This window comes from Flavobacterium sp. FlaQc-30 (genome assembly GCF_044005885.1).
Taxonomy (GTDB): Bacteria; Bacteroidota; Bacteroidia; order Flavobacteriales; family Flavobacteriaceae; genus Flavobacterium.
Genome location: NZ_JBIPCO010000019.1, coordinates 1 through 1,210, shown reverse-complemented (window position 1 = coordinate 1,210; position 1,210 = coordinate 1). Strand labels below are relative to the sequence as shown.

The 1,210-nt window shown below is 31.7% G+C and carries 2 protein-coding genes; one reads left to right on the top strand and one right to left on the bottom strand.

Annotation, left to right across the window (positions count from 1 at the left end; all coding sequences use genetic code 11):
• Nucleotides 1-94: 94 nt before the first annotated feature.
• Nucleotides 95-406, bottom strand: a complete 312-nt coding sequence (locus ACHRV0_RS21545) for a hypothetical protein (protein WP_395442496.1) — start codon at nucleotides 404-406, stop codon at nucleotides 95-97.
• A gap of 204 nt (nucleotides 407-610) precedes the next feature.
• Between ACHRV0_RS21545 and ACHRV0_RS21540 the strand changes: the two genes are divergently transcribed.
• Complete coding sequence (locus ACHRV0_RS21540) at nucleotides 611-1,024, top strand: helix-turn-helix domain-containing protein (protein ID WP_395442494.1); 414 nt, start codon at nucleotides 611-613, stop codon at nucleotides 1,022-1,024.
• Nucleotides 1,025-1,210 lie beyond the last annotated feature (186 nt).

Here is a 1,210-nt window from a genome sequence, read left to right as displayed (position 1 = left end):
AAGATTGCGTAAAAACTTTGCGACTTTGTGTCTTTGCGAGATTTTTTAAGATTAGAGCTTTCATCTTTGTATCTGCAAAAAAAGAAAATCATTCTCAAACAGCCTCTCCAACAAAACTCAAAAACTCTATTTCACTTAAAGGAAACAATTGCAAAACAGTTTCTAAAATAAGACTCACATTTATAGATTGGTTTTTCTTTTCGGGAACATTTTGCATATCATGATCGAGTGCTAGAATGCATAATTTTAGCATATCGGTAATTACGCAGCCTAATTCTAGATAATTTAAAACTTCAATTTGAGCTGTATAAGTTTTAGATTCATCATTGGCGGGTTTTAGAGTGCGGAAATGAAGGGTTTTTAATCTTTTTAGGTTTTTTACAATTTCAGTTTCATTTGTTTCCATAAGGCTTGTATTTAGTTTTGTTTGATAATTACTTTACAATTTGGCTTTTGTAAAATTTATTATAAGAAAAATTGTACTTTTGTATTGGTTCGGCGAAGGAAGAAATACATTGTATTTTATCGAACCATTTCTGCTGGTATCGTACTGTACTAAATAAGTTTGTTACCTGTGGAAGTTTTCACACTTAATTATTATCTTTGAATTATGAGCACACTAACAAAATCAAATCATATAGGGCGAAAAATAAGCCGTATTCGTGAACTTCGTGATATGAAACAGGAAGCTTTGGCGCAGGCTTTGGGAATAAGTCAGCAAACAATTTCGGCTATTGAAAACAGCGAAACTGTAGAAGAAGAAAGACTTTCTGAAATAGCGAAAGCGCTTGGTGTAACGGTGGAAGCAATTAAAAGTTTTTCAGAAGACGGTATGATAAATTATTTCAACACTTTTAATGATTCAGTTTCGGGTAATAATTTTAATCATTATAATACCTGTACTTTCAATCCATTAGATAAATTAATGGAAACGGTAGAAGAAAATAAAAAGCTTTATGAACGTTTGTTGAAAGCGGAACAAGATAAAATCGAATATTTAGAAAAATTACTAAATCAGAAATAGCAAACTTTTGAATAATAAAAGACCTCTCAGAAATGAGAGGTTTTTTGTTACGTTCAATAAGGTTTAGCTCATAAATTTAAAGTTTATCTCTCTAGTTTGTCATTTCGATCCCGAGGCTTCGGGATCGAAATGACAATATTGTGGCTAAAAACGTTCCATAGGAACAAATCATATTGTAGGGGCGGA